Origin of the sequence: Methyloversatilis discipulorum, from assembly GCF_000527135.1 — a bacterium.
GTDB lineage: Bacteria > Pseudomonadota > Gammaproteobacteria > Burkholderiales > Rhodocyclaceae > Methyloversatilis > Methyloversatilis discipulorum.
On the sequence record NZ_AZUP01000001.1, the window covers coordinates 14953 to 41052 of the forward strand.

Below are 26100 nucleotides of genomic sequence, written 5' to 3' on the forward strand. Positions count from 1 at the left end.
CCCGCCGCTCGCCCACAACGCGGAGCACTTCCTTATGGTGAGCATGTCTGCCCCGATCAGACTTCTGGTCGTCGATGACGAGCCCTTCAACCTCGAAATCATCGGCGAATACCTTGACGGGCAGGGTTACGAGTTGACCATGGCGCGCGACGGTGTCGAAGCCTGGGAATACCTCGAAAACGCCGCGATCGATTTCGACCTGCTGGTGCTCGACCGCATGATGCCGCGACTTGACGGCATGGAACTGCTGCGTCGCGTGCGCCGCACGCCGCGCCTGAGCGGCCTGCCGGTCGTCATGCAGACCGCCGCCGCCACACCCGACCAGGTGCGCGAGGGCTTGCAGGCCGGTGCCCGCTACTACCTCACCAAACCCTACGAACCGGATGCGCTGCTGGCCATCGTCAAATCGGCGCTGGAGGAGGCGCACCGCACCCGTGAGATCCAGTTGCAGGCCGAGGGCATGCGCCGCGCCATGGGTGCGCTGCGCCGCGCCGAGTTCGAGTTCAGCACGCTGGGTCAGGCGACCGAGCTGGCCTCGCTGGCCTCGCTGGTATCGCCCGAGCCCGAGAACATCGTGATGGGACTGAGCGAACTCATGATCAACGCCGTCGAGCACGGCAACCTCGGCATCAGCTATGCCGAGAAATCGCGGCTGCGGCTGGAAGATTGCTGGCAGGAAGAGGTCGAACGACGTCTGCTGCTGCCGGAGTACGCCGATCGCCGTGCGCGACTGCTGATCGAATGCGGCGACGAGGCCGTACGCTACACAGTCAGCGACGACGGCGCGGGCTTCGATTTCGCGCGCTATCTCGACTTCGACCCCGGGCGCGCCTTCGACCCCAACGGTCGCGGCATTGCGATGGCGCGGCAGCTGTGCTTCCGCAGCCTCGAATACAAGGGCTGCGGCAACGTGGTCACGGCAACGGTGGAACGGCCATGAGTGCAATCGGCATGGCGCAGGCAGCAACAGCGCAGCAGGCGGCCGCGCCGCTGCGGCAGATGACGGTGCTGGTGGTCGACGACACCCTGGTCGGCCGGGCGACCGTCAGCGCGCTGGTGCGCCGGCTCGGCCACCGCTGCATCGAGGCCTCGGACGGTGCCGGTGCGGTGCAGGCCTACCGCGCCTACCGCCCCGATGTCGTGCTGATGGACGTGGTGATGCCCGGCATGGACGGACTGGAGGCGACGCGCGAGCTGCGCCGGCTGGCGGCCGACACCTTCCTGCCGATACTGCTGCTGTCCGCCCGCTCCGACGACGCCGACATGATTGCCGGCCTAGAAGCCGGCGCCGACGACTATCTGACCAAGCCGATCAATTTCGCCATCCTGACCGCCAAGCTCGCCAACTGCGCGCGGCAGATCGTCATGCACGCCAGCATGGCGAACTACCACGCCGAACAGGAGGAGGAAATCGAGTTCGCGCGACACGTGATCGAGCGCCAGGTGCAGGGCAAGGCGGTCGACGATCGTCGCGTGCGCTACTCGGTTACACCGACCGCGCAGTTCTCGGGTGACATCGTCGCCGTGTCGCATTCGCCGTCCGGTGCGCTGTATGCGCTGCTGGCCGACGCGACCGGCCACGGCCTGGCGGCGGCGATCAGCGTGCTGCCGGTGCTGCAGGTGTTCTTCGGCATGGCCAAGAAGAACCTGTCGCTCGGCCTGATGGCCAGCGAAATCAATCGCCACCTGATGTCCACGCTGCCGGTCGGTCGTTTCGTTGCGGCCACCATGGTGCGTCTGGACGCCGGTGAGGGCGAGGTGTGGGTGGGCGGTACGCCCGAGGCGCTGTGGCTGGATCGCAGCGGCGCAGTGATCGAGCGCTTCGCGTCGGCCAATCTGCCGCTGGGCATCGACGGCGACGACGCGATGAACGTGCCGCCGCAGCGCTTCAGCTGGACGCCCGGCGACCAGCTGGTGTTGTGTTCGGATGGACTGGTCGAGGCGCTGGGCATGCGCGGCGACGCCTTCGGCCAGCAGCACTTCGAGCAGGTGCTGCACGACAATGCGCCGGCGCAGCGCCACGATGCGGTGCGCGCCGCACTCGCCATGCATCTGGACGGGGCACTGGCGCACGACGACGTGTCGCTGATGGTGATAGACCTTGATTGAGGCCCGCACGCAAGTCCTTGTCGCAGCTTGATTTGCGGCGCGCGGGGCGGCGATTGGCACGGCGATTGCATCGCGTCGGTCCGGAATCCCTTTCCTGACTGAACAATGGCCGTTCTCAATGTCCTGGTGGTAGACGAATCGCGCAAGCGCGCCGCTGAAATCTGCGCCGGGCTCGCCTGCGCCGGTTACCAGGTGGCAGCGGTGCTGTCGAGCGCCTACGACCTGCACATGAAGGTCGAGGAAATCAAACCGGACGTCATCCTGATCCAGACCGATTCGCCGTCGCGCGACACGCTGGAGAACATGGCGGCGATGGACCGCGAAATGCCGCGCCCGGTCGTCGTGTTCGCCAACGATTCGGACAGCAAGACGATACGCCGCGCAATGAAGGCAGGCGTTTCGGCCTATGTGGTCGATGGCCTGGAGCCGAAGCGCATCAAGCCGGTGATCGATGTCGCGCTGGCGCGTTTCGAGGAGCACCAGGAACTGCGCCGCTCGCGCGACGAAGCGCGGCAGAAGCTCTCCGAGCGCATTTCGATCGATCGTGCCAAGGGCATCCTGATGAAGCTGCGCGGCATTGACGAGGATGCCGCCTATCACACGCTGCGCAAGCTGGCGATGGAGCGCGGCAAGACGATTGCCGCGGTGTCGGACGACTTCATCGCGACCGCGCGTCTGCTCGGCTGACCGGCCGGGCCTTTCCTTCCCCCTGTTGTAGAGATTCCCGTCGGCACGGCGCTCGCTGCGCCGTGCATGGCCATCCGCCATTGCCGTGCACCCATGCAAGGAAGCCGGCGGCAGATGGCGTCAGGCCCTCGGCATGCATGCGCCGGTTCGACATGGTGCGTACGCACGCTGCTGTCGCACCGCACAAGTGCGGACGCATCGGACCGTGCCTTCGTGTTCAGTTTCCGGTTCGTGTTTCAACAGCTTGAAATAAAACGGATTTTGTATTGATTCTCAAGGTTGGCACGGGCCGTGCTAATCACCGTTCAAGGCGCAACAACGTGGTTGCGGCCAGCGAGGCGAGAAGCCTCCATAAGGGACAAGGGTGTCCATCCGGTCGGCTTCTCAGCCGCGGATGCACACCCTTTTTTCATTCTGGAATCGATCATGAAACTACGGAGAACACGATGGCTGAGCATCCGAAGCAGGCAGACAGCGTCATTGACACCAGCGCGACGCGTCGCAGCTTTCTCAAGCAGGGCGCCGCACTTGGTGTGGGAGCTTCGCTGATGAGCATGGTGCCCCCCGGCGTGCGTTCGGCGGCCTGGGCCGCCGGTTCCGACGCCCCCGAAAAGAAGGAAGTGCGCATCGGCTTCATCCCGCTGACCGACTGTTCCAGTGTCGTGATGGCGGCGGTGGAGAAGTTCGACGAGAAGTACGGCATCAAGATCATTCCGTCGAAGGAAGCGTCGTGGGCAGCGGTGCGCGACAAGCTGGTCAACGGCGAACTGGATGCCGCACACGTGCTGTATGGCCTGATCTACGGCGTGCATCTGGGCGTCGGCGGTCCGAAGAAGGACATGGCCAACCTGATGACGATCAACAACAACGGTCAGGCCATCACGCTCGCCAACAAGCTGAAGGACCAGGGCGTGACCGACGGTGCCAGCCTGCAGAAGCTGATCGCCAGCAAGCCGGGTGAGTACACGTTTGCCCAGACCTTCCCGACCGGCACCCACGCGATGTGGCTGTACTACTGGCTGGCGGCCAATGGCATCAACCCGATGAAGGACGTCAAGGTGATTACCGTGCCGCCGCCGCAGATGGTGGCGAACATGCGGGTCGGCAACATGGACGGCTTCTGCGTCGGCGAGCCGTGGAACAACCGCGCCATCATCGACAAGATCGGCTTCACCGCCGTCACCACCCAGGACATCTGGGTCGATCACCCGGAAAAGGTGCTGGGCACGACGGCGGAGTGGGTGAGCAAGTACCCGAACACCGCGCGTGCGATGACCTCGGCCGTGCTCGAAGCGTCGCGCTGGATCGACGCCTCGCTCGCCAACCGTCGCAAGACCGCCGAAACGGTGGCCGCCAAGTCCTACATCAACACCGACATGGACGTCATCCTGGAACGCATGCTCGGCCGCTATTCCAATGGTCTGGGCAAGAGCTGGGACGACAAGAACGCGATGAAGTTCTTCAACGATGGCGCGGTGAACTTCCCCTACCTGTCGGACGGCATGTGGTTCCTGACCCAGCACAAGCGCTGGGGCCTGATCAAGACCGATCCGGACTACCTGGCCGTGGCCAAGGCGATCAATCGCACCGACATCTACAAGCAGGCCGCCACCGCGGTCGGCGTGTCGCTGCCGAAGAGCGACATGCGGACGCACAAGCTGATCGACGGCGTCGTGTGGGACGGCAAGGACCCGAAGAAGTACGCCGGCGGCTTCAAGATCAACGCCGCGTAATGTTTCCGGCGCGGGGCCTGCCCCGCGCCGACCGGTACTGAAAGGAATCCGTCATGAGTGCAGCAACCCTCACATCAGACAAGGTCGTGTCCATGCATGCCACCCCGTCCGCGGTGCCGGCTCCGGTCGCCAACGAAGCGGCTGCGCCGGTCGCGAAGGCCGCGCCGCGCGAGCCGCGCACGCCGATCTCCGAAATCCTGCTCGCGGTGTTCAAGGCGGTGTTCCCGCCGATCGCCGGCATGGCGCTGCTGGTTGCCGTATGGGCGCTGCTGGCGGCCAAGGGCGGCAGCATTCCGGGTCCGCTCGCGGTGTGGGACGCGGCCAAGGTGCTGTTCGCCGATCCCTTCTACAACAACGGCCCCAACGACATGGGCATAGGCTGGAACGTGCTGTCCTCGCTGCAGCGCGTCGGCATCGGCTTCGGCTTCGCCGCGCTGGTGGGCATTCCGCTCGGCTTCATCATCGGCCGCTTCGCCTTCATGAACGCGATGTTCGACCCGGTCATCTCGCTGCTGCGCCCGGTCAGTCCGCTGGCCTGGCTGCCGATCGGCCTGCTGGTGTTCAAGCAGGCGGACCCGGCTGCGACCTGGACCATCTTCATCTGTTCGATCTGGCCGATGATCATCAACACCGCGGTCGGCGTGCAGCGCGTGCCGCAGGACTACATGAACGTGGCCCGCGTGCTCGATCTCGACGAGTGGAAGATCGTCACCAAGATCCTGTTCCCGTCGGTGCTGCCCTACATGCTGACCGGCATCCGCCTGTCCATCGGCACCGCCTGGCTGGTCATCGTCGCCGCGGAAATGCTGACCGGCGGCGTCGGCATCGGCTTCTGGGTGTGGGACGAGTGGAACAACCTGAAGGTGGAGCACATCATCATCGCCATCTTCGTCATCGGCATCGTCGGCCTGCTGCTCGAACAGGCGCTGCTGCTGCTCGCCCGCCGCTTCTCGTACGGCAACAGCTGATCCCATCGAAACGTGATGCGGCCGGTGCGTTGCACCGGCCCGCGAGGAGACCACCATGAGCAAGACCATCGTGAAAGTCGAGAACGCAGGCATGACCTTCGATACCAAGAAGGGCAAGTTCGTCGCGCTGCGCGACATCGACCTCACCATCGCCGAAGGCGAGTTCGTCACGCTGATTGGCCATTCCGGCTGCGGCAAGTCCACGCTGCTGAACCTGATCGCCGGCCTGACCTTGCCCACTTCGGGCAACCTGATCTGCGACGGCCGCGAGATCGCCGGTCCGGGGCCGGAGCGCGCAGTGGTGTTCCAGAACCACTCGCTGCTGCCCTGGCTCACCTGCTTCGAGAACGTGCTGCTGGCGGTCGAACGCGTGTTCGGCAAGAAGGAAGGCAAGACCAAGCTGAAGGCGCGCGCCGAGGCGGCACTGGACATGGTGCACATGACCCACGCGCTGCATAAGTATCCGCACGAGATTTCCGGCGGCATGAAGCAGCGCGTCGGCATCGCTCGCGCATTCGCGATGGAACCGAAGATCCTGCTGATGGACGAGCCCTTCGGTGCGCTCGACGCGCTGACCCGCGCCAGCCTGCAGGACGAGCTGAATGGCGTGATGGAAAAGACCGGCGCCACCGTGGTGATGGTGACGCACGACGTCGATGAGGCGGTTCTGCTGTCCGACCGCATCGTCATGATGACCAACGGTCCGGCCGCCACCATCGGCGAAATCCTCGACGTCAAGCTGGCGCGCCCGCGCGATCGGCTGAAGCTCGCGCATGACGCCGATTTCGTCGAGTACCGTGCCGCGCTGCTCGAGTTCCTGTACCAGAAGCAGGTGAAGAAGGCGGCCTGAGTGCCACGTCGCCGGGAAAAGCGGGCTGCGGCCCGCTTTTCCATTTGTGTCATCGGCTCGCGCTCGGCGCGGAAATGAACCGTGGCTCGGGCCGTATCCCGCCCATCGCGGCCGCCGCCGCCGCTTATCATCGCCGTCATCGAATACAGGTGAGGCATGCCGATGACGGCCGACGCAAACAGGGTTCTGCTGATCGACGACGACGCCGAGCTCAGTGCGATGCTCGGCGAGTACATTGCCAATGAAGGGTACGCGGTCGAGCGCGCGGCCGATGGAGAAAGCGGTCTGACGCTGCTGCGCCAGGGCGACTTCGCCATCGTCGTGCTCGACGTGATGATGCCGCGCGTGTCGGGCATCGAAGTGCTGCGCCGGCTGCGCACCTTCTCCGGCGTGCCGGTGCTGATGCTCACCGCGCGCGGCGACGACATCGACTGCGTGCTGGCGCTCGAACTGGGTGCCGACGACTACGTGCAGAAGCCGTGCACGCCGCGCGAACTGGTGGCGCGGCTGCGCGCGATTCTGCGTCGCATCGGTGGCGCGCGTACACAGGCAGCCAGCGACGACGCCATCGTCGTCGGCGCGCTGGCCGTGTGGCCGCAGCGTCGCTGCGCCGAGTACGGCAACACGCCGCTCACCCTCACCAGTTCGGAGTACGGCCTGCTCGAAGTGCTGGCGCGCAACGCTGGCAGCGTCGTGTCCAAGGCCGAGCTGTCGCTGCAGGCGCTGGGCCGGCCGATGGGTCCTTACGACCGGAACATCGACGTGCACGTGAGCGCCATCCGGCAGAAGCTGGCACCGCTCAGCGGCGGTCGACCGCTGATACAGACGGTGCGCGGCGTCGGCTACCAGCTGGTGCGCGGCTAGTGGGCCGGCTGTTCTGGAAGCTGTTCTTCGCCTTCGTCGCCGCGCTGGCGGTGGCGGCGCTGCTGGTGGCGGTGGCGCTGTCGCTGATCTGGCCACGGGATGGGCGCGGGCCACGGCCGCAATCGGTGTTCATGGCCGACACGGTCGAGATGCTGCTGCGCGAGCAGGGGCCGCCGGCGACCGTGACGCTGCTTGAAATCTGGCGCGCGCAGCAGGTGCCGCTGCCGCTGCTGGTGCGGCCCGACGGCAGCGAGCAGTTCGGTCGTACGGTGAGCGCCGAACGGATGGACGGCGCGCGGGTCGTGTCCATCGACGGCGCGCAGTGGAAAGTGCTGGCCGCCGCGCGCGGCGATCGATCGCCGTCGGCAGCCGGTGGCCTGCCACTGCCGCCGCCGCCCTTCCTCGAAGTGGTCGCGCTGCTGATCGGCGCGCTCACCTTCAGCGCCGCGTTGGCCTGGTATCTGTCGCGCCCGGTGCGTCACCTCGGCCAGGCGTTCGAGGCGTTCGCCGGTGGAGACCTGGGCGTGCGGACAGCGGCACGGATCGGCCGTCGGCGCGACGAGATCGCGGATCTCGGTCGCGGCTTCGACCGTATGGCGACCCGCATAGAACAGCTGGTCGACGCGCAGCGCCGGCTGCTGCACGACGTGTCGCACGAATTGCGTTCGCCGCTCGCACGGATGAGTGCCGCCATCGGTCTGGCACGGCAGGATCCGTCGCGTACCGAAGCGATGCTGGAGCGCGTCGAACGCGAGACGGCGCGGTTGGACACCCTGGTCGGCGAACTGCTGGGTCTGGCGAGGCTGGAGCACGACGCGGCGCGCACGCTGCCGCAGCCGGTGGCGCTCGATGCCCTGCTGCACGATGTCGCCGGTGATGCGCGGTTCGAGGCGGCCGCGCGCGAGGTCGAGGTCGTGCTGTCGATCGATGGCGCGGGGCCGGTCGTCAAGGGTCAGGTCGAACTGCTGCGTCGCACCTTCGACAACGTGCTGCGCAACGCGGTGAAGTACGCGCCGGCCGGTTCGGTGGTGCACATCGCGCTGGGCCGGGCCGGCGGGAGCGCTTGCGTCAGCATCAGCGACGGCGGTCATGGCGTCGCCAACGACGAACTGGAGCGCATCTTCGATCCCTTCTTCCGCGGCGAGCGCAGCGACGGCAGCCACGGCGCCGGCCTCGGCCTGTCGATCGCGCGGCGTGCGGTCGAGGCGCATGGCGGAGACATCCGCGCGTCGAATGCCGAAGGAGGCGGTCTGCGCGTCGATATCCGGCTGCCGGCCGAGGACTGAGGCGTCTTTACACAGCCGCGCGCCGGCAGTGCTTGCCGCCGCGCCGGGCGACCGCCGCGTCGGTGAGAGCCATCGGTACTTCCGCGCGACGCGGACGGCGGCGAAACTTGCCGGCGCATGACGAAGGGATCGCTGCAACACGCGACGCGGTGTCGTCGTGTAAAGAGGGCGGCGCAACGCATCCATTTTCCTTTACGTACCCTCACGCGCTTTTACCCGAAACGGCCGGTTGGCGCGCCGTTTCGGGCCGATAACTTGCCCTGTGACCGATGGTTGCCGAGAACGGCGGCCACCTCTTTCATTCACACGGGAGCATGGACATGAGCATATCGGGCGTGGGCAGCAGCATGGCTTCGGCGATGCAGGCCAACCGGCCGCAGAAACCGGATGCATCGGCGATGGCGGCGGACGTGTTCGCGCTGCTGGACAGCAGCGGCAAGGGATACATCGACAGCAGCGATCTGGCGGGTGCGCTGGAATCCACCGGCAGCGGTGCCTCGGCCGAGGACCTGCTTGGCGCGATGGACAGCGATGGCGACGGCAAGGTGACCGAGCAGGAACTGGGCAGCCTGCTGCAGAAGGTGGCCGACCAGCTGGAGGACAGTTTCGGCGCGGCACGCGTCGGCCAGGCAATGGGCAACCGTCCGCCGCCACCTCCGCCGCCGGCGGGCGAGGACGAGGGCATGAGCGTCGAGCAGCTGGGCGCCATGGCGGAAGAGGCCGAGGCATCGGGCAGCGCCGGGGCGAGCGAACTGGCGGCGCTGGTCGAGTCCTTCGACGAGGCGGATACCGATGGCGACGGCAAGGTGAGCTTCCAGGAGGCGATGGCTTTCCGCGAATCCGAAGCGGCCGCGTCCGGCGCGTCGTCCGACAGTCGTCCGCCGCCGCCGGACGAGGCCGCGCGCGACGAACACATGCTGGCGCGCGTGCTGCAGATGCTGCAGGAATACACCGGCGACAACAGCACGGCGAGTACCGGATCGACGCTGTCGGTCAGCGCCTGATTACGGCATATCCGTTCCGGCCCGGCGCCGGAACGGATATGCCGGTCGATCGACGACGGGCTTGACGACGGGGTGTTGTTCTATAGAATGAGAAGCGTTCTCATAAACGCGCGGGCACGGTCCGGGCGGTGACGGGAATCCACTCTGGCATCCGGCGGCAGGTCCGGTCCGGAGCCAGTACCTCGAATTGCCTCCCAGCGAAGACAGAAGGCCAGGCCGGGCAAACACCTTCGTTCATCGGGAGATAGATTCAATGAAGCAGTCAGTCCTCGTCCGTTCCGTCGTCAGCGCCGCCCTGATTTCGGCTTCCGCCTTCGCCCACGCCAACGGCACCCATGAGCAGTTCGTCGATCCGGCGGCCTCGCTGTCCTTCGATGGCTGGAACGAACTGAACCGCAACCGCACCGGCGGTGCGCTGACGGTCGACGAACTGGTCGCCGGCAGCGGCTCCAACGTTGCCGGCTCGGGCGACGCGGTATTCACCCGCGTCAGCGGCGACCACTACCCGGCCGGCTTTGGCCTCTACGGCGGCGCGTCGACCTTCACCTTCACCGACACCACCGTCGATGCCGGCGCGACCGCGCTGGTGTTCCAGGGCATCATCAACGACTTCGACGGCCAGTTCGGTGGCACGCCCTTCAGCCTGACGCTGAGCTACAACGGCGGCAGCCAGGCCATCGCCGGCACGCTGGTCGACAGCACGCTGAACGGAGGCGTCAGCGACTACTTCCGCTACACATGGGATCTGTCGTCGCTGGGCACGCCGGTCGGCGCCTACACGCTGACGCTGAATGCCGGCTTCTCGCAGATGCTGGCCTTCCAGATCGATCAGGTCGCCGCGGTACCGGAGCCGGAAACCTATGCGCTGATGCTGTCCGGCCTCGGCCTGATCGCGCTGTCGGTGCGTCGTCGGGTGCACGGCGTCTGATCCTCGGTCCGCCAACCGCCGTGTCGACGGCGGTCGCAGCAAAGAGAAGGGCGCCGCATGCGGCGCCCTTTTTTACATCCATCGATCCGCGTCAGCGCAGATTGCCGCGCAGTCTCTGCACGTCGAGCGAACTGACCGGCGACGCGGTATTGCCCCAGCTACCGCGGATGTGCGACACCACCAGCGCCACTTCGTCGTCGCTGAGTGCGGCGGCGAAGGGCGGCATGCCGTAGGGACGCGGGTTGCCGCGCGTGGCGGGCGCGTAGCCGCCGCCCAGCACGATGCGCACCGTGTTCGCCGGCGGGTCCATCGTCACCGCGCGGTTGCCGGCCAACGCCGGCCAGACGCCCGGCTTGCCCTCGCCGCGCTCGCCGTGACAGTCGGCGCAGTGCTCGCCATAGAGCTGGGTGCCGCGCTCGCGCCGCAGTTCGTCCAGTACGCCGGTCGACTCCGCCTTCACCGACTGCGTCACCGGCAGCGACTTCAGATAGACCGCCATCGCGTCGAGATCGGTCGCCGACAGGAATTGCGTGCTGCCGAACACCACCTCGGCCATCGGCCCGGCGGCGGTTGCGTTGCCGCTCACGCCGTCGCGCAGCAGCGCCACGATGTCGTCCTTTGCCCAGTCGGCCACGCCGGCTTCGTGCGGCGAGGTGAGCGAGGGCGCGTACCAGTTCTGCACCGGCATCAGGCCGCCGGCCAGCGCGTCCGGATCGCTGCTCGCGCCCAGTGCGTTGCGCGGCGCGTGGCAGGCGCTGCAGTGACCCAACCCCTGAACCAGATAGGCGCCGCGGTTCCAGTCCTCGGGCTTGGTCGCGTCGGCGACGAACACGCCCGGCTTGAAATAGAGCGCCCGCCAGGCCAGCAGCGCCGCCTGCGTGTCGTAGGGGAAGCGCAGCGCGTGCGGCCGGTTCGGCTTTTCGACCGGCGGCAGCGTCTGCAGCCAGGCCCAGATCGCGTCGGCATCGGCGCGTGTGACGCGGGTGTAGCTGGTGTAGGGGAAGGCCGGGTAGAGCAGGCGGCCGTCGCGTGCACGACCTTCGTGCAGCGCCTTCCAGAAGTCGTCGGCCGTCCATTGGCCGAGCCCGCTTGTCGGGTCCGGCGTCAGATTGCTGGTGAAGATCGTGCCGAAGGGCGTGTCCATCGCGCGGCCGCCGGCCCAGGGCGTGCCGCCCGGTGCGGTGTGGCAGGCCATGCAGTTGCCGGCGCGCGCAAGGTACTCGCCGCGCGCGACCTGTGCCGCGCGGTCTTCATCCGCCGCACCGGCGGCCGGCTCATCCGCGGCCGGTTGCAGCGCGAGATAGACGCCTGCCAAGGCGGCGAGCAGCAGCGCTGCGATCAGGAGACGCTTCATCGCGCGCCCTCCGGCACACCGCCGCAGCGTATCGGCAGCGGCTTGTCGAGACGGGCGACCGGTTTGCCGCCCTGGGCGACCGGCTGCGACGACAGCCAGTGGGCAAGCGCCTGGATGTCGTCGGCGCTCAGGCTTCGGGCGATCTGCGCCATGCAGTCCGGCGCGTGCGCCTGGCGGATGCCGCTCTTCCAGCCGGCGAGCTGGGCTGCCAGATAGTCGCGCGGCAGGCCGAGCAGGCCGGGTATCGCCGGGGCGACGCCGGTCAGCGCGCTGCCGTGGCAGCTTTCGCAGGCCGGGATGTCGCGCGCCGCGTCGCCGTGGCGCACCAGTGCCTCGCCGCGTGCCAGCACGGCAGGCTTCTGCGCGGCGCGTGCAGGGGGTGGGTAGGGCAGTTCGAGCGCCGCAAAGTGGCTGGCCATCTCGCGCAGGTAGTCGTCGCTGAGCGTCTGCAGCAGACCGGTCATCAGTGGGTACTGACGGCGGCCATCGCGGAAGTTCAGCAACTGGTTGTACAGATAGCCGGCCGGTTTGCCGGCAATGCGCGGGTAGTAGCCGTCGGCGGCGGCACGGCCTTCGGCGCCGTGGCAGCCGGTACAGGCGAGCACGCGCTGTTCGAGGTCGGCAGCGGCGTCCGGTGCGGCGACGGCCGTGGTGCAGATCAGGGCTGCGCCGATCAGCAGGGCAGGAAGGGAGCTAAGGCGGATCATGACCGGGCGGGAAGCAGTGCGACGATGCGTCCCGATGATAAGCGCAGTCGCGGCAAGCGCCGGGTTATGACCCGATGCACCGTAACGGTGCAGTCACAGGCTGCGTATCTTACGGAGCAGCGCGGTGGTCGAACGCTCGTGTTCGAAGGCGATCGATTCGACCCGGCCGCCGCGCGCCAGCACTTCGGTGGCGCCGACGATGCGCTCGACCGGCCAGTCGCCACCCTTGACCAGCACGTCCGGTGCGCACGCCTTGATCAGGTCGAGCGGCGTGTCGGCGTCGAACCAGGTGACCAGGCTGACAGACTCCAGCGCGGCGATCACCGCCGCGCGGTCTGCCAGCGCATTGACCGGGCGGTCCTCGCCCTTGCCCTGGCGTTTCACCGAGGCGTCGGTGTTCAGCGCGACGATGAGCGAGCCGCCGAGCGCGCGCGCCTGCGCCAGGCAGGTGACGTGGCCGCGGTGCACGATGTCGAAACAGCCGTTGGTGAACACCACCGGGCCGGGCAGCGCGCCGCGGCGTGCCGCGATCTCGTCCGGCGGGCAGATCTTGGCTTCGAAGGCCGGCGTGCCGCCCCGCATCAGGCGGCGCCGGCGTACTGTTTGCGGAAGCGGTTCAGGTCGCCCACCGTCTTGAAGCTTTCGCCGAACAGCGAGCTCAGGTTGCGCAGGATGCCGCCGATCACGCGCGCCTCGCAGTCCTTGTCGAAGCGGATCTGCTCGTCCAGCCAGCGCTCCAGCCACTCCGGGTCGGGCAGTCGCGACTGCACGGTGTCGCGCGGGAAGTGCGCCTTGCTCACGTGCAGATTGGTCGGGTGCATCGGCTTGCCGGCGCGGCCGCTGGCGGCCATCAGCATGCCGATCTTCGAGAACGCGGCGCGCGCGGCGTCGCCGGCCTGATCGATCGCCCGCTTCATGTACTTCAGATAGGCGCCGCCATGACGGGCCTCGTCGCGCGACAGCAGGTCGTAGATGTGCTTGATCACCGGCTCGGTATGCCATTCGGACGCGCGGCGGTACCACTGGGTCAGGCGCACCTCACCGCAGAAATGCAGCATCAGCGTCTCCAGCGCCGGCGCCGGGTCGAACTCGAAGCGCACTTCGTGCAGTTCCTCTTCGGTCGGCGCCAATTCGGGGCGGAAGCGGCGCAGGTATTCGATCAGCACCAGCGAGTGCTTCTGTTCCTCGTAGAACCAGATCGACATGAAGGCCGAGAAGTCGGAATCGTCGCGGTTGTCGCGCAGGAACATTTCGGTGGCCGGCAGCGCCGACCATTCGGTGATGGCATTCATCTTGATCGTCATCGCCTGCTCGTCGGACAGCAGCGCGGCGTCGAAACTGTCCCAGGGCACGTCTTTCGCCATGTCCCAGCGGGCGGATTCGAGTGACTTGAACAGTTCGGGATAGAGCATGAAGGGCTCCTGAAGAAAAAAGCATTTTACGCGAGCAGAAGTCAGCCCGATGACAGCTCGTGGCCGCATCCCGCTTCCGTCGTCCGCGTAGCGAGGTCCGCGCATGCGCGACGCAAGCCGACCGCTACGCAGCTGCCTATTCAATCATGGATGGACGCCGGCGGATCGCCGGAAAAGCGTGTGTTTCCCGTTGCCCGGTTCAGTGGCTGGCGTGGGCGTCCCGCCAGGCACGGACAGCGGGCCCGACGTCGGCGATGCCGCGTATCACGCGTACGCCGGCTTCGTTGCGCAGCTTGTCGCGCGCACCGGCGCCGCCGACCCACAGTTCCACCGTCTGTGGCAGGGCCTCGCGCAGCGTGCGGATGCCGGCGATGGCCTGGCGTACCGGGAAGGCGGAACTGAAGGACAGCGCCACGATGTCGGCGCTGGCGGTGAGGGCCGAAGTGCGGATGTCGGCCAGCGGCATGCGTGGCCCGAGCGAACAGCACTGCGCACCTTCGGCGGTCAGCATCACCTCGACCATCAGCAGGCCGAGCGCGTGTTCTTCCTCCGGCAGCGTGGTCAGCAGCACGCGCGGCGGCTTGCCGGTGCGCGCGTAACTGGCCAGCGTTCCGCGCAGGAAGGACTGCGTCTGTTCGGTATAGAAGTGCTCGTCCGGCACGCCGATGTCGCCGCGCATCCACGCTTCGCCGATGTCCACGTTGAGCGGCGCGACCAGATCGGTGACCAGCCCCTGCAGGCCCTTTTCGAGCAGCGTCTGCTGGAACACCCGGCGCAATGCCTCGACGTCATGGCTGCGGATGGCGTCGAGTATTTCACCGGCCAGCAGCGCCGGCACGCGTGAGGCCTGTTCGGCCTCGATGATGAGTTGCAGTTCGGCCGCGCTGGCCGCCAGCAGCTTGCCCGGGCGCCAGCCCTGATCCATCAGGCGGCGTATCAGGCGCAGCTTGCCGACATCTTCGAGCGAGTACAGCCGCTCGCCGGCCTCGTCGCGGATGGGTTTGGGGAAACCGTAGCGACGTTCCCATACGCGCAGCGTGTCTTTCAGAAGGCCGGTCTCCCGCTCCACCGCGCTGATGGTCAGCAGGGACAGCCCCGATGCGTGAGCACTCATTTTGTCCTGGACAAATCGTTGACATGGCGACTCATGAGTCCTAGATTACGGCTTGAGTCTTGTTTTGTCCAGGACAAAAAGGGGGCGGTATGAAGACGATGAAAGCTGCAGGAAGCGCTACAAGCGCGCTGGCAATGCTGTTCTGCGTGTCCGCGTCGGCCGTCATGCCGTCGGCGGCCGAACCGGTCGACCATGAACGCTCCGCTGCGCCGGCGCAGAAAGCGTCGGCCTCTGTCAAGCCGGCGTCGAGCCAGACCGACGCGCTGGTGCATCTGCATCGTGCCGCGACCGCTGGCTACTTCCCGGCGCACCTCGTCGTCGACGCTTCGGCGCGCTGCTGCGAGTCGGCCCGTGTTGCGCGCTGACGTGCTGCGCATCGCCTTCGCGCTGGTGACGACCTTGACTTCGATGACTGCGGCTGCGGCCGACGCCTGCCCGACGCTGCTTGATCGTTCGATTCCCGGCCTGCTAGACGGCAAGCCGCGGTCGCTGTGCGAGTACAGCGGCCGCGTGCTGCTGGTGGTCAATACCGCCAGCCGCTGCGGCTACACCGGCCAGTACGCCGGGCTGGAAAAGCTGCAGGACAGCTACGGCAAACGCGGCCTGACCGTGCTCGGCTTCCCGTCGAACGACTTCGGCAACCAGGAGCCTGGCAGCGACAAGGACATCGCCGAGTTCTGCAGCATGACCTACGGCGTCAAGTTTCCGATGTTCTCGAAGACCTCTGTGAAGGGTGCCCAGCGCCACCCCTTCTACGCCGATCTGGCGAAGGCCTCAGGTTCTGAGCCGGCGTGGAACTTCCACAAATACCTGATCGGGCGCGACGGCCGCACGGTGACCGCCTTCCCCAGCAACGTGGCACCCGATTCGAACGTGCTGCTGCGCGAGATCGAAGCGGCTCTGGGCAGATGACGCACATCGGCGGATCGCACACGCAAATCCGAGCAGGTGAATCCGCGCAGGTGAATCCATAACGCCCGTTCGCGTGTAGCGCTGGGCTGGAGGCAGAAAATAATGAAGATTGCGGTGGTGGGGGCGGGCATTTCGGGTCTGTCGGCAGCGTGGCTGCTGTCGCGCCAGCACGAGGTGACGCTGTATGAACAGGAGGGCCGCCTGGGCGGTCACTCGAACACGGTGGACGTCGAAATCGACGGGGTGAGCCATCCGGTCGACACCGGCTTCATCGTGTTCAACCGCGACACCTATCCGAACCTGTGCGGCCTGTTCTCGTTGCTCGGCGTGTCGATCGCCGACAGCGACATGTCCTTCGGCGTGTCCTTGCGCGAGCCGGACATCGAATGGGCCGGCACCAATCTGGCGAGCGTGTTCGCGCAGCCGGCCAATCTGGCGCGCCCGCGCTTCTGGGGCATGCTGCAGGACATCCTGCGCTTCAATTCGGAAGTGACCGAAAGGGCCGCCAACGGCAGCGCCGAGCACATTTCGCTCGGTGAATTCCTGGTGCGGCACCGTTACGGCGACGCCTTCCGCGACTGGTACCTGCTGCCGATGGCGGCGGCCATCTGGTCCTGTCCGACGCAGACCATGATGAGCTACCCGCTCGCCACTTTTGCCCGCTTCTGTCACAACCACGGTCTGCTGCGGGTGAACGACCGGCCGCAGTGGCTCACCGTACGTGGCGGCTCGCGCGAGTATGTGAAGCGCATGGCGGCCGCGCTGCAGGACGTCCGGCGCGCGTCGGCGGTGAAGGGCCTGCAGCGTGTGTCGGACGGCGTGCTGGTGCAGGCAGCCGGCGTGCTCGAACGCTACGACCAGGTGGTGCTGGCCTGTCATTCCGACGAGGCGCTGGCGCTGCTCGGCGATACGGCGACGGCGCCCGAGCGGCGCCTGCTCGGCGCCATCCGCTACCAGCCCAATCACGCCGTGCTGCATACCGACACCGCGTTGCTGCCGCGCAACCGCCGCGTCTGGTCGTCGTGGAACTACATGGCCGGCGTCGGCGCGCCGGACAGCCGGCCGGTCAGCGTGTCCTATCTGATGAACCGGCTGCAGCCGCTGCCTTTCGAGCAGCCGGTCGTCGTGTCGCTGAATCCATTCATCGAGCCGGATCCGGCCCGCGTGATCGCTCGCATCGACTACGCGCATCCGCTGTTCGATGGTCCGGCCATCGACGCGCAGGCGCGGCTGCCGGAAATCCAGGGGCGCGATCGCCTGTGGTTCTGCGGCGCGTGGACCGGCTACGGCTTCCACGAAGACGGTCTCGCGTCGGCGGTGCGCGTCGCGCGTCACCTGGGCGTGGACATTCCCTGGCAGCGCAGCGGCGAGGTGCTGGCCGCATGAGTGATGTGGTGGCGGTCAGCCTCTGTCGCGGCGCGGTCATGCATGCCCGCGCGACGCCGGTGCGCACGCGATTCGCCTATCGCCTGTTCTTCTTGCGCATCGCGCTGAGCCGTCTTGGCCTGCAGCCGGTACCGATGCTGGCGCTGAACCGCTGGGCGCCGCTGTCCTTCCACTACCGCGACCACGGCGCGCGCGACGGATCGCACCCGCTGCCCTGGATACGTGCGCTGCTGGCGCGCGAGGGGCTGGGCTGTGCCGACGGCGAAGTGGTGCTGCAGACCATGCCGCGGCTGTTCGGCTACGTCTTCAACCCGGTCAGCTTCTGGTTCTGCCATGACCGTGCCGGTGCGCTGCGCGCCGTGCTGTGCGAGGTGAACAACACCTTCGGCGAGCGCCACGACTACCTGGTCGCGCACGCCGACGGTCGGCCGATCGGCGACGGCGAGTGGATGGAGACGCGCAAGGTGTTCCACGTGTCCCCCTTCTTCCCGGTCAGCGGCAGCTACCGCTTCCGCTTCGACCGGCGGGGCGACTTGCACGCGGTGGCCATCGACTATCACGACGGCGGCGAACGCCGGCTGCGCACACGCGTGTCCGGTCGTGCCGAAACCATGAGCCGGGCTGCCGCCTGGCGCGCGCTGTTCGCGCACCCGCTGATGACGCTGGCGGTGATCGCGCGCATCCACGTGCAGGCCTTCCATCTGTGGCGCGCGCGCGTGCCCTTCTTCAGCAAACCACAACCTCCCGTACAGGAAATGACCCGATGAATCAGCCCGACGTCCTGATTTCGCTTGAGCGCCGGAACGCGCTGCCGTTCGCCGCCCGTCAGGTGTGCCGACTGCTCGAGCGCATCGAGCACGGCTGGCTGCTGATGACGCTGCCGAGCGGCGAGCTGCTGTCCTTCGGCCACCACGGCGAGCCGGTGGAAATGCGGGTGAAGGACTGGGCCACCTTCGATCACGTGATCGCACGCGGCGACATCGGCCTCGGCGAAGCCTGGTTCGACGGACTGTGGGACAGCGACCACCTGGCGCGCGTGCTCACGCTGTTCGCGCTGAACCGGGAGGCCCTCGGGCGCGCCATCCACGGCAACCTGCTGGCGCTCGCGCTGGCCCGCGTGCGCCACCTCTGCCGCGCCAACACGCGCAGCGGAAGCCGCCGCAACATCATGGCGCACTACGATCTGGGCAACGATTTCTATGCCCTGTGGCTGGACCGCAGCATGACCTATTCGAGCGCGCTGTTCGAAGGCGATGCGCAGCGCGATCTGGCGGCGGCCCAGCACGCCAAGTACGCGCGCATCGCCCGCGTGCTGCGCCTGCAGCGCGAGCAGCCGGTGATCGAGATCGGCTGTGGTTGGGGCGGCTTCGCCGAGGTGGCGGCGCGGGACAACGGTGCCTTCGTGCACGGCGTGACGCTGTCGCCGGCCCAACTCGCCTGGGCACGCGAGCGCGCCCAGCGCGGCGGCTTCGCCGACCGCGCCAGCTTCGAACTGTGCGACTACCGCGACCTGCGGGGTCAGGTCAGCCGCATCGTGTCGATCGAAATGCTGGAGGCGGTCGGCGAGCGCTGGTGGCCGACCTATTTCGCCAAGCTGAACGGCCTGCTGACGGTCGGCGGCGAGGCGGTGGTGCAGACCATCAGCATCGCCGACGATCTGTTCCCGCGCTATCGCAAGGGCACCGATTTCATCCAGCAGTACGTGTTCCCGGGTGGCATGCTGCCGTCGCCGTCGGTGTTCGTGGACAAGGCCCGGCAGGCCGGCCTGCAGGTGTGCGACGACTACCGCTTCGGCCTCGACTACGCGATCACGCTGGCGCGCTGGCGCGAAACTTTCGAGCAGCACACCGACGCCCTGCGCGCGCTCGGCTTTGATACCCGCTTCCAGCGGCTGTGGCGCTTCTACCTCGCCTACTGCGAGGCGGGCTTCCGCGCCGGATCGATCGATGTGCATCAGTTCCATCTGGTGAAGCCGTGATCAGGCGTCTGCTCTGCGCGCTGATGTTCGCTTCGGCCTGCGCGTTCGCGCAGCCACCGGCCGGCGCGATCGATCTGCTTGATGATCCGAAGCCGCTGGGCAGTGGAGAAATGCGCTGGTTCGGACTCAAGCTGTACGACGCGACGTTGTGGGCCAGCGGCGGTCGTTACCAGCCGACCGGCGGCTTTGCGCTGAGCCTGCGCTACGCCCGCGACTTCGACGGCGTGCGGCTGGCCAGCGCCAGCATCGACGAAATCCGTCGGCTCGGTGAGCGCGACGACGCGAAGCTGGCGCGCTGGCAGGACGTGCTCGCCGGCGTGTTCCCCAACGTCAAGGCAGGCGAGGTGATCACCGGCGTCAAGCTGGCTGACGGCAGCGCGCGTTTTTTCCACCAGGGTCGGGCGCTTCCTGCGGTGGATGACCGTGCGCTGTCCGACGCCTTCTTCGCCATCTGGCTCGATCCGCGCACGCGCGAGCCGGCGCTGCGCGCGAAGCTGCTGGCCGAGGCCGGGCAGGCGCGGTGAACACCGCGCGGGTATTCGCCTACGGCCTGCTCGGTGCGCCACTGGCGGCCGCCGCGCTGCCGATCTACATCCATATCCCCAAGCTGTACGCCGAGCACTACGGCGTGTCGCTGACTTTGCTCGGCGTCGTGCTGTTCGCCGCGCGTCTGGTCGATGCGCTGGCCGACCCCTTGATCGGCGCCGCCGGAGATCGCGCGCGCGGGCGTCGCGTCATCGTGCTGCTCGGCCTGCTGCCGCTGGCGGTCGGCCTGCCCGCGCTGGTGAAGCCGCTGGCCGGCATCGACCCGCTGCTCTGGCTGGTCGGCGCGCTGCTGCTGGTCTATGCCGGCTACAGCATCGCCACCATCAACTACGCCGCCTGGGGCGCCGAACTGTCGACCACGCCCGCGCTGGGCACCCGGCTGGTGGCCTCACGCGAGGGCTGGGCGCTGGTCGGCGTGGTCGCCGCGTCGGTCGCGCCCGGCCTGCTGGCCGACGACGCGCCCGACGGCCTGTGGCGCGCCGTGTTGTACTGGTTGCCCTGGCTTGCGCTGGCCGCGCTGATGACCGCGACCGCGGTGCCGGACCTGCGGCCGCAGGCGACGGAGCAGCCGCTGCTGGTCACGCTGCGCGAGGTGATGCGGCACGCGCGCTTCCGCCGCCTGCTCGCGGTGTTCGCGCTCAATGGCATCGCGGCGGCGGTGCCCGGCACGCTGGTGCTGTTCTTCATCGCCGACGTGCTGCAGGCGCCGGAGCGCGAAGGTCTGTTTCTGGCGCTGTATTTCGTCGCCGGCGTGCTGGCGCTGCCGCTGTGGACGCGGTTGGCCGACCGCATCGGCCGCGCGCGCAGCTGGGCGGCGTCGATGCTGCTGGCGATCGCGGTGTTCGGCTGGGCATGGGCGCTGGGGCCGGGCGACGCCACCGCCTTCATGCTCATCTGCGTCGGCTCGGGCATCGCATTGGGCGCCGACCTCGCGCTGCCGCCGGCGCTGCTGGCCGGCCTGATCGCGCGGCGAGAAGAGCCGCTGCCGGCGGGCGGCAGCTTCGGCGTGTGGACCTTCGTCACCAAGCTCAATCTGGCCCTCGCGGCCGGCGTCGCACTGCCGGCGCTGGCGCTGCTCGGCTACCGGCCGGGCGAACAGGGCGACGAGGCGCGCGCCGCGCTGACCGCCGTCTATGCGCTGCTGCCGCTGCTGCTGAAGGCGGCGGCGCTCTGTCTGCTGTGGGCCGGCACGCGCCGGCTCGAACCCGATCTGCAAGGAGCTTCATCATGAAGAAAATGCTGTGCCGACTGCTGTCGGTGCTCGGGCTGGCTACGCTGGCCGGCTGCGGTGGCGTGCCGGTCGAGAAGTACGCGGCGCAGAAACCGGTGCTCGATCTGAAGCAGTATTTCAATGGCCCGGTGACCGGCTGGGGCATGTTCCAGGATCGTGGCGGCGAGGTGATCAAGCGTTTCGTCGTCCGCATCGATGCCAGCTGGCAGGGTGACACCGGCACGCTGGACGAGCGCTTTGAGTGGAGCGACGGCACGCAGAGCCGCCGCGTCTGGACCATCCGCCACCTCGGCGAGGGCCGCTACAGCGGCCGTGCCGACGACGTGGTCGGTGAGGCGACGGGCGAGGCGAGCGGCAATGCGCTGCGCTGGCGCTACGTGCTGGCGCTGCCGGTGGACGACAAGGTCTACAACGTCGACTTCGACGACTGGATGTATCTGATCGACGACAAGGTGATGCTGAACCGCTCGGCGATGAGCAAGTTCGGCGTCCATCTGGGCGAGGTGACGCTGTCCTTCACCCGCGGCGCGCCGTGATGTTCGCGCCGCTGAATCCGCCCGTGAAGGATTGGGCCGGCAAACGCGTCTGGGTGATCGGTGCGTCCAGCGGCATTGGCGCCGCACTGGCGCGCCGGCTGATCGAGGCGGGCGCGCGCGTCGCGCTGACCGCCCGCGACGCGGCGCGGCTGGCCGACGTGGCCGGCCGTGCGTCGAACGTGCTGCAGCTTCCGATGGATGTCAGCGAACCGGGCGCGCTGACGCGCGGCGCCGCCGAACTGTGGGCATGCTGGGGTGGCATCGATGCGGTGTTCTTCGTCGCTGCGCGCTACCGTCCGGTACGCGCCTGGGAGCTGGACGACGAAGACGTCGACGCCACCTTGCGCACCAATGTCGCCGCCGTCATGCATGGCTGCGCCGCGGTGCTGCCCGGCATGCTGGTGCAGCAGGCCGGCGCGCTGGTCATCGTGTCCAGCGTTGCCGGTTACCGCGGACTGCCGAAGGCGCTGGTCTATGGCGCGAGCAAGGCGGCGCTGATCAATTTCGCCGAGGCGCTGTACATGGACATCCGCCCGCGCGGGCTGGGCGTGCATCTGGTGTGCCCGGGCTTCGTCGAAACGCCGCTGACCGCGCAGAACGACTTCACGATGCCAGCGCTGATCAGCGCCGACGAGGCGGCCGGCCATATCCTCGCCGGCCTCGCGCGCGGCGATTTCCACATCCATTTTCCGAAGCGCTTCACCGGCTGGCTGCGGCTGCTGCGCCTGCTGCCCTACCGGCTGTACTTCGCCGCGGTCAGGCGAATGACCGGCCTGTGAGCGGAGCGCCCGCTGCTCAGCGCGCTGCGCGAGTCCGCGTCAGTCGTCGGGCGGCGATCACCACGGCGCTGACCGACAGCGTGAGGCCGGCCAGCGCGGCCAGCCACAGCAACGCATAGCGCAGCGCCGGGCGATCGGCGAAGGCCGGCAGTTCGAAGCTGTGCGGCGCGTTGAACAGCCAGCGGCGCAGGCGGGCGTCGCGGTCCATTGTGCCGAGCAGGCGACCGTCGAGCGCGTCGATGTGCACCCAGGTTTCGGCGTCGTCCTCGAGTTTCACGCGCCAAACCGGCAGTTCCTTCGCGTCGCGGCGGGCGTACCACCAGGCATCCTCGTGGATCAGGCGTTCGATCGCCGCCAGCCGCGCGTCCGGGATCAGCGCGCGCGCCACCGCTTCGGCGTGGTGTTCGGTCACGTCCGGGTGGCCGAGGTCGGGCATGTCCACGCTGCGCAGGAAGCCGTTGCCGGCGGTCAGCGTCATGCGCGCCTGACCGCGCACCCAGTAGAGCTGCGCCTCCTTCCAGTCCGCTTCGGCGAACAGCGGCGCCAGCGCCCGCACATCTTGCGGCCACGGAAACGTGGCGGCCACGCTGCCGGTGTAGCGTGCCATCGCCGCGTTGCCCGGTGGCGTGTTGCGCAGCCAGTCGCCGGGCGACATCGACAGCCAGCCGCTGACCATCCAGGCGAGCACGAACAGGCCGCCGCCCAGACCGACCAGGTGGTGCAGCTTCATCCAGCCGGCGAAGGGACTGAGCGGTGCCCGCCGGCGCAGCCGCAGCAGTCCGAGCAGCAGGCCGCTCAGCGCCGAAATGCAGCAGATGCCGGACACCCACAGCAGCGTCTGCCGCCACAGGGCCGACTGTTCGCGCAGCGGCGTGAAGTAGAACCAGTGCGGCACGGCGCCGACCCAGTTCCAGAAACGCTCGCTTCGCGTGCTGTCGCGCACCACCTCGCCGCTGCGCGCCGATACGTAAAGCTCGGTGCCGGCGTCGTCGTCCAGCGCGAGGCGGTGGAAGGGGCGCTGGCGGTCCAGCGTCGCCAGCACCGTCCATTGATCGCGCTCGACGATACCCAGGTGACGGACGTTCGGCTGGCCGGAGAAGGCGCGCGCGATGGCTTCGGCCCGAGCGACGTCGATGGCGGTTACGCGTGCGCCGCTGCGCGCGCTGATGGCGTGTCGCCCGCCGTCGGCCATGCTCATGCGCCACACCGGCTCGCTGCCGCCGCCCTCGCGCGGCAGCGCTTCCAGCCACAGACGGCGCGGAAAACTGTGCACACCGGCGGCCTGCAGCGCCGCGGTCGGCGACACGCGGATCTGCGCCGCGTCGAGCGCGCCCAGTCCGTGCAGGCGTTCGGCGTCGCTCAGCGACGGAAAGCCGACCACGCTCATCACCAGCCCGGAGCCGAACCACATGACGAAGAGCAGGCAGCCGGCGATGCCCAGCCAGCGGTGCACGGTGGCGAGGGCGCCCGGCAGGCGGCGGGCGAGGGCGGGCAGGGAGGCGCTGAGCGGCGGGAACATGCGCTGCGGATCAGCCGGCGCGCGGGGCGTCGGCAAGCTGCACGGAGCGCGTTCCGGCGCGGCGCGCGTACAGGCCGGTCAACCAGTCGAGTGCGCAGTAGAAGGCGCCGGCCGCCAGCGGCGGGTTGGCAGCCGTCAGCGGCAGGCCGGGCACCCCGGGCCGCCAGGTCCAGCAGCCGAGCGCGGTGCCGTACAGCTCCATCGTCAGCGCCAGCACGAACATGGTCGAGTACAGGCGCGGCGACGGGCCGTAACGCAAGGCGATCAGGTAGACGGCGAACAGCGGCAGGCTGATGCCGTCGCCGCCGATGAGCGCCCAGGCCGGCACCATGCCAAGTGCCAGCGGCGGCACGGCGTCGGTCACACCGTGCGGCAGGCGCTCGCTCAGCCATACGCCCAGCGCGTAGAGCAGCACGTGACCGGGCGGCACGAACAGCGGCAGGTTGCCGAGGCGGTAGTCGTAGAGGCCCCACCACAGCGACAGCACGATTTCACCGAAGGTGGCCCAGGCGAGGCAGACCATCCACTGCGCGCGCTGCTCGGGTGCGGCGCGCACGCACATCAGGCCGAGCAGGGCCCAGGTCCATAGCGCGACGGTGTACGGCGCCCAGGCCGCGCCGTGCGCGTCCAGCCAGAGGCCGCCGACGATGGTCAGCACGGTGGCGATGGCGAAGGACGTGTTCATCTATATATATATGCGGTCGGGCCGGGCGGGAGGTCGGCCGGGCCTGCATGGTAGACTCTGCGCCTCGAAAAATCGCGGGTTTTCCCATGTCCGGCAATACTTTGGGCACGCTTTTCTGTGTCACCTCCTTCGGTGAATCGCATGGCCCGGCCATCGGTTGCGTGGTCGACGGCTGTCCGCCGGGGCTGGCGCTGAGCGCCGCCGACATCCAGGCCGAACTGGACCGGCGCAAGCCCGGCACCTCGCGCCACGTGACGCAGCGGCGCGAGCCGGACGAGGTGGAAATCCTGTCCGGCGTGTTCGAAGGCATCACCACCGGCACGCCGATCGCGCTGCTCATCCGCAACCAGGACCAGCGCTCGAAGGACTACGGCAACATCGCCGAAACCTTCCGCCCGGGCCACGCCGACTACGGCTACTGGCAGAAGTACGGCATCCGCGACCATCGCGGCGGCGGCCGCTCGTCGGCGCGCGAGACCGCGGTGCGGGTGGCGGCCGGCGCGATCGCCCGCAAGTGGCTGCGCGAGCGCTACGGCATCGACATCCACGGCTGGATGAGTCAGCTCGGACCGATCCGCATCGAGTACCGCGACCGTGAAGCCATCGCGAACAACCCGTTCTTCGCACCGGACGCCACCATCGTCCCGGAGCTCGAACTGTTCATGGACCAGCTGCGCAAATCCGGCGACTCCTGCGGCGCGCGCATCGACGTGGTCGCCAGCGGCGTGCCCGTGGGCTGGGGCGAACCGGTGTACGACCGGCTGGACGCCGACATCGCGCACGCGATGATGGGCATCAACGCGGTCAAGGGTGTGGAGATCGGTGCCGGTTTCGCCAGCGTCGAACAGCGCGGCACCGAACACTCGGACGAAATGTCGCCGCAAGGCTTCCTGTCGAACAACGCAGGCGGCGTGCTGGGCGGCATTTCGACCGGCCAGGACGTGCGCGTGTCCATCGCCATCAAGCCCACCTCCAGCATCCGCCTCGACCGTCATTCGATCGACAAGGCCGGCAACCCGGTCATCGTGAACACGCACGGCCGGCACGACCCCTGCGTCGGCATCCGCGCCACGCCGGTGGCCGAGGCCATGCTTGCGCTGGTGCTGATGGACCACGCGCTGCGCCACCGTGCGCAGTGCGGCGACGTCGATTGCCCGACGCCGCGCATTCCGGCGGCCGCCCCGGCCGACGTGATCGAACGGCTGCGCGCGCAACGTGACGCCGCCGTGGACGATCCGGAGCCGGACGAAGCCTGAGCCGTCCCCGGCCAGCGGCCGGGTATCCGCTGTAGCGTCCTCCTCCCTGCCCACGCCGACCGGCGCGTCATCCGACGCGCCATTTTCCCCGCCTTCCTTTCCCCTTCGCACCGCCTTCCGGAGCCGATAAGGCACGCGTGAAGTGCGGCGACAACATAGCGCGCAACATAATTTTGCACTCCCACCCGGCATGACGAGAGCCCATGTATCGCAGGGCGTGCGTCGGCAGAAAGCCCGTCCTGTCAGGATCTTGCGC

General features: G+C 68.1%; 27 protein-coding genes. 20 read left to right on the forward strand and 7 right to left on the reverse strand.

Annotation, left to right across the window (positions count from 1 at the left end; genetic code table 11):
• Positions 1-43 precede the first annotated feature (43 nt).
• The 10 genes from METFAM1_RS0100070 (at position 44) to METFAM1_RS0100115 (ending at position 10429) form a co-directional block, all read left to right on the forward strand.
• Positions 44-940: a response regulator gene (locus tag METFAM1_RS0100070; protein ID WP_232419608.1), complete on the forward strand. Its 897-nt coding sequence runs from the start codon at positions 44-46 to the stop codon at positions 938-940.
• Entirely contained in the window at positions 937-2109 is a 1173-nt protein-coding gene (locus tag METFAM1_RS0100075) for a PP2C family protein-serine/threonine phosphatase (RefSeq protein ID WP_019917389.1), read from the forward strand. The genes METFAM1_RS0100070 and METFAM1_RS0100075 overlap by 4 nt, the downstream gene beginning before the upstream one ends.
• A gap of 105 nt (positions 2110-2214) precedes the next feature.
• Positions 2215-2796, forward strand: a complete 582-nt coding sequence (locus tag METFAM1_RS0100080) for an ANTAR domain-containing response regulator (protein ID WP_019917390.1) — start codon at positions 2215-2217, stop codon at positions 2794-2796.
• Positions 2797-3242: 446 nt separating this feature from the next.
• Positions 3243-4529, forward strand: a complete 1287-nt coding sequence (locus tag METFAM1_RS0100085) for a CmpA/NrtA family ABC transporter substrate-binding protein (RefSeq protein WP_019917392.1) — start codon at positions 3243-3245, stop codon at positions 4527-4529.
• A gap of 53 nt (positions 4530-4582) precedes the next feature.
• Positions 4583-5497: a nitrate ABC transporter permease gene (gene ntrB, locus METFAM1_RS0100090; protein ID WP_024300326.1), complete on the forward strand. Its 915-nt coding sequence runs from the start codon at positions 4583-4585 to the stop codon at positions 5495-5497.
• 55 nt (positions 5498-5552) lie between these two features.
• On the forward strand, positions 5553-6347 hold the full coding sequence (locus tag METFAM1_RS0100095; protein WP_019917394.1) for an ABC transporter ATP-binding protein: 795 nt from the start codon (positions 5553-5555) through the stop codon (positions 6345-6347).
• A 162-nt stretch (positions 6348-6509) separates the two neighbouring features.
• Positions 6510-7211, forward strand: coding sequence for a response regulator transcription factor (locus tag METFAM1_RS0100100; protein WP_157256648.1), 702 nt, complete (start codon positions 6510-6512; stop codon positions 7209-7211).
• Positions 7211-8497 carry a sensor histidine kinase gene (locus tag METFAM1_RS0100105; RefSeq protein WP_019917396.1) on the forward strand — a complete coding sequence of 429 codons (1287 nt, stop codon included), beginning with the start codon at positions 7211-7213 and terminating at the stop codon, positions 8495-8497. The genes METFAM1_RS0100100 and METFAM1_RS0100105 overlap by 1 nt, the downstream gene beginning before the upstream one ends.
• Before the next feature lie 320 nt (positions 8498-8817).
• The gene (locus METFAM1_RS0100110; RefSeq protein ID WP_024300327.1) at positions 8818-9501 is read left to right on the forward strand and encodes an EF-hand domain-containing protein; all 684 of its coding nucleotides are present in this window, start codon (positions 8818-8820) and stop codon (positions 9499-9501) included.
• A 253-nt stretch (positions 9502-9754) separates the two neighbouring features.
• On the forward strand, positions 9755-10429 hold the full coding sequence (locus METFAM1_RS0100115; protein WP_019917398.1) for a PEP-CTERM sorting domain-containing protein: 675 nt from the start codon (positions 9755-9757) through the stop codon (positions 10427-10429).
• A gap of 91 nt (positions 10430-10520) precedes the next feature.
• On the opposite strand, the gene METFAM1_RS0100120 is transcribed toward METFAM1_RS0100115, so the two are convergent.
• The 5 genes from METFAM1_RS0100120 to METFAM1_RS0100140 all read right to left on the reverse strand — a co-directional run bounded on the left by METFAM1_RS0100120 (position 10521) and on the right by METFAM1_RS0100140 (position 15016).
• A complete protein-coding gene (locus METFAM1_RS0100120; RefSeq protein WP_019917399.1) occupies positions 10521-11783 on the reverse strand; it encodes a c-type cytochrome in 1263 nt (420 codons plus the stop codon).
• The gene (locus METFAM1_RS0100125) at positions 11780-12490 is read right to left on the reverse strand and encodes a c-type cytochrome (protein ID WP_019917400.1); all 711 of its coding nucleotides are present in this window, start codon (positions 12488-12490) and stop codon (positions 11780-11782) included. The genes METFAM1_RS0100120 and METFAM1_RS0100125 overlap by 4 nt, the downstream gene beginning before the upstream one ends.
• A gap of 93 nt (positions 12491-12583) precedes the next feature.
• The gene (locus METFAM1_RS0100130) at positions 12584-13072 is read right to left on the reverse strand and encodes an adenylyltransferase/cytidyltransferase family protein (protein WP_019917401.1); all 489 of its coding nucleotides are present in this window, start codon (positions 13070-13072) and stop codon (positions 12584-12586) included.
• On the reverse strand, positions 13072-13902 hold the full coding sequence (locus METFAM1_RS0100135; RefSeq protein ID WP_019917402.1) for a ferritin family protein: 831 nt from the start codon (positions 13900-13902) through the stop codon (positions 13072-13074). The genes METFAM1_RS0100130 and METFAM1_RS0100135 overlap by 1 nt, the downstream gene beginning before the upstream one ends.
• A gap of 199 nt (positions 13903-14101) precedes the next feature.
• Entirely contained in the window at positions 14102-15016 is a 915-nt protein-coding gene (locus METFAM1_RS0100140; RefSeq protein WP_019917404.1) for a MerR family transcriptional regulator, read from the reverse strand.
• A gap of 98 nt (positions 15017-15114) precedes the next feature.
• Between METFAM1_RS0100140 and METFAM1_RS0100145 the strand changes: the two genes are divergently transcribed.
• The 9 genes from METFAM1_RS0100145 to METFAM1_RS0100185 all read left to right on the forward strand — a co-directional run bounded on the left by METFAM1_RS0100145 (position 15115) and on the right by METFAM1_RS0100185 (position 22384).
• The gene (locus tag METFAM1_RS0100145) at positions 15115-15381 is read left to right on the forward strand and encodes a hypothetical protein (protein ID WP_232419609.1); all 267 of its coding nucleotides are present in this window, start codon (positions 15115-15117) and stop codon (positions 15379-15381) included.
• Positions 15368-15928: a glutathione peroxidase gene (locus METFAM1_RS0100150; RefSeq protein WP_024300328.1), complete on the forward strand. Its 561-nt coding sequence runs from the start codon at positions 15368-15370 to the stop codon at positions 15926-15928. The genes METFAM1_RS0100145 and METFAM1_RS0100150 overlap by 14 nt, the downstream gene beginning before the upstream one ends.
• Before the next feature lie 102 nt (positions 15929-16030).
• The gene (locus METFAM1_RS0100155) at positions 16031-17314 is read left to right on the forward strand and encodes an NAD(P)/FAD-dependent oxidoreductase (RefSeq protein WP_019917409.1); all 1284 of its coding nucleotides are present in this window, start codon (positions 16031-16033) and stop codon (positions 17312-17314) included.
• Complete coding sequence (locus tag METFAM1_RS0100160; RefSeq protein WP_019917410.1) at positions 17311-18081, forward strand: DUF1365 domain-containing protein; 771 nt, start codon at positions 17311-17313, stop codon at positions 18079-18081. Before METFAM1_RS0100155 ends, METFAM1_RS0100160 begins: the two co-directional genes overlap by 4 nt.
• Positions 18078-19292, forward strand: a complete 1215-nt coding sequence (locus METFAM1_RS0100165) for an SAM-dependent methyltransferase (protein WP_019917411.1) — start codon at positions 18078-18080, stop codon at positions 19290-19292. Before METFAM1_RS0100160 ends, METFAM1_RS0100165 begins: the two co-directional genes overlap by 4 nt.
• On the forward strand, positions 19289-19816 hold the full coding sequence (locus METFAM1_RS0100170; RefSeq protein ID WP_019917412.1) for a chalcone isomerase family protein: 528 nt from the start codon (positions 19289-19291) through the stop codon (positions 19814-19816). The genes METFAM1_RS0100165 and METFAM1_RS0100170 overlap by 4 nt, the downstream gene beginning before the upstream one ends.
• Positions 19813-21069: an MFS transporter gene (locus METFAM1_RS0100175; RefSeq protein ID WP_019917413.1), complete on the forward strand. Its 1257-nt coding sequence runs from the start codon at positions 19813-19815 to the stop codon at positions 21067-21069. Before METFAM1_RS0100170 ends, METFAM1_RS0100175 begins: the two co-directional genes overlap by 4 nt.
• On the forward strand, positions 21066-21605 hold the full coding sequence (locus METFAM1_RS0100180; RefSeq protein WP_019917414.1) for a DUF3833 domain-containing protein: 540 nt from the start codon (positions 21066-21068) through the stop codon (positions 21603-21605). Before METFAM1_RS0100175 ends, METFAM1_RS0100180 begins: the two co-directional genes overlap by 4 nt.
• Positions 21605-22384 carry an SDR family NAD(P)-dependent oxidoreductase gene (locus METFAM1_RS0100185; RefSeq protein WP_019917416.1) on the forward strand — a complete coding sequence of 260 codons (780 nt, stop codon included), beginning with the start codon at positions 21605-21607 and terminating at the stop codon, positions 22382-22384. Before METFAM1_RS0100180 ends, METFAM1_RS0100185 begins: the two co-directional genes overlap by 1 nt.
• A 16-nt stretch (positions 22385-22400) precedes the next feature.
• Here METFAM1_RS0100185 and METFAM1_RS0100190 read toward each other — a convergent pair whose 3' ends face one another.
• Both METFAM1_RS0100190 and METFAM1_RS0100195 read right to left on the reverse strand, forming a co-directional pair.
• A complete protein-coding gene (locus METFAM1_RS0100190) occupies positions 22401-23903 on the reverse strand; it encodes a hypothetical protein (protein ID WP_024300329.1) in 1503 nt (500 codons plus the stop codon).
• A 10-nt stretch (positions 23904-23913) separates the two neighbouring features.
• On the reverse strand, positions 23914-24588 hold the full coding sequence (locus METFAM1_RS0100195) for a hypothetical protein (RefSeq protein ID WP_019917420.1): 675 nt from the start codon (positions 24586-24588) through the stop codon (positions 23914-23916).
• An 86-nt stretch (positions 24589-24674) separates the two neighbouring features.
• Here METFAM1_RS0100195 and aroC point away from each other — a divergent pair, with 86 nt between their 5' ends.
• On the forward strand, positions 24675-25844 hold the full coding sequence (gene aroC / locus METFAM1_RS0100200) for a chorismate synthase (protein ID WP_019917422.1): 1170 nt from the start codon (positions 24675-24677) through the stop codon (positions 25842-25844).
• Positions 25845-26100 lie beyond the last annotated feature (256 nt).